The 1441-nt window shown below is 66.6% G+C and carries 1 protein-coding gene; it reads right to left on the bottom strand.

Annotation, left to right across the window (positions count from 1 at the left end):
* Positions 1–42 precede the first annotated feature (42 nt).
* A complete protein-coding gene (locus AC3DE3_RS17115; protein ID WP_488370821.1) occupies positions 43–1299 on the bottom strand; it encodes an IS256 family transposase in 1257 nt (418 codons plus the stop codon).
* Positions 1300–1441: the final 142 nt, after the last annotated feature.

Genomic DNA, 1441 nt, shown 5'->3' on the forward strand with positions numbered 1-1441 from the left:
GATAGTGCCCCGTGGGGTGGTGGGATTCGGATCGGCGTCTAGTCAGGCGCAGTGATCAACGAGTCGTTGCTGATCGTAGTCGCCGCCGGCGTCGAGGGCGTGCTGCTTGGCGGCGATGACTCGGCGGAGTTGTGCCATCGAGGTCTCTGAGAGGTAGCGGCGGGAGACCTGCCATTCGTCGTGCTGATCGATCACCACCGAGGTCGCCAAGCGCAGGAACGCGGCCGGGTTGGGGAAGATCTCCACGACGTCGGCGCGGCGCTTGATCTCCTTGTTCAGGCGCTCGATCGGGTTGTTGGACCAGATCTTCTGCCAGTGTCCGCGGGGGAACGCGGTGAACGCCAGAACGTCGGTCTTGGCCTCGCGCATCATGGCGGTGACCTTGGGGAACGACTCGGCAAAGGTGGCGGTGACCTGGTCCCACTGCTCGGCCACTTCGTCCGGGTCGGTGTGGGCGAAGATCGTCTTGACCGCCGCGGTCACCGCGGGAGCGTGCTTGGAGGCCACGGCCCCGTGCAGGTTGCGCATGAAATGGACCCGGCACCGCTGCCACGAGGCTCCGACGAACTGCTGCGCCACCGCCGCTTTGAGGCCGGCGTGAGCATCGGAGATGACCAGGTGCACCCCGGTCAGGCCACGTGCCTTGAGCGAGCGTAGGAAGTCCGACCAGAACTCGAACGACTCACTGTCACCCACGGCGGTGCCGAGCACTTCGCGGGTGCCGTCGATAGAGACCCCGGTGGCCACGACCAGGGCGTGGGAGACCACGTGCGCACCGATGCGGACCTTGCAGAAGGTGGCGTCGGCGAACACGTAGGGGAACTCGGTGTGGGTCAGCGTCCTGGTGCGGAACTGCTCGACCTCGGCGTCCAGGTCGGCGCAGATGCGGGAGACTTCGGACTTGGAGATGCCGGTGTCGACCCCGAGGGCACGGACCAGGTCGTCCACGGCCCGCGTGGACACGCCGTGCACGTAGGCCTGCATGATCACCGCGTACAGGGCTCGATCGATCCGCCGGCGGCGCTCGAGCAAGGCTGGGAAGAACGATCCTGCCCGCAGCTTGGGGATCTGTGCCTCGATGTCTCCGACCGGGGTCGAGATCGTCTTTGGGCGGTGGCCATTGCGGTGGGTCGTGCGGCCTTCAGTGCGTTCGTAGCGGTCGGCGCCGATCTTCGCAGCGGCTTCGGCCTCGATCAGCGCCTGCAGGCCGGCCCGCACCAGCTCGGCGAACATGGCCTGCGGATCGGCGGCCAGCAGTGCGTCGAGCTGGGCGTGTACGCCAGAATGGGACTGGGTCATCGCGTGGTGTGTCCTTTGCTGTGAGCTACTTGGCGGTAACTCATTGACCACTACGCGATGGCCCGCCCTCTTCAGCGGACCGCCACACCTTCGTCAGCCAGAACCCCGGCCCCGAAACCCCACCACTCCACGGGACTTACCC

The sequence above is a fragment of the Dietzia sp. IBK-p2-16D genome, assembly GCF_057773085.1.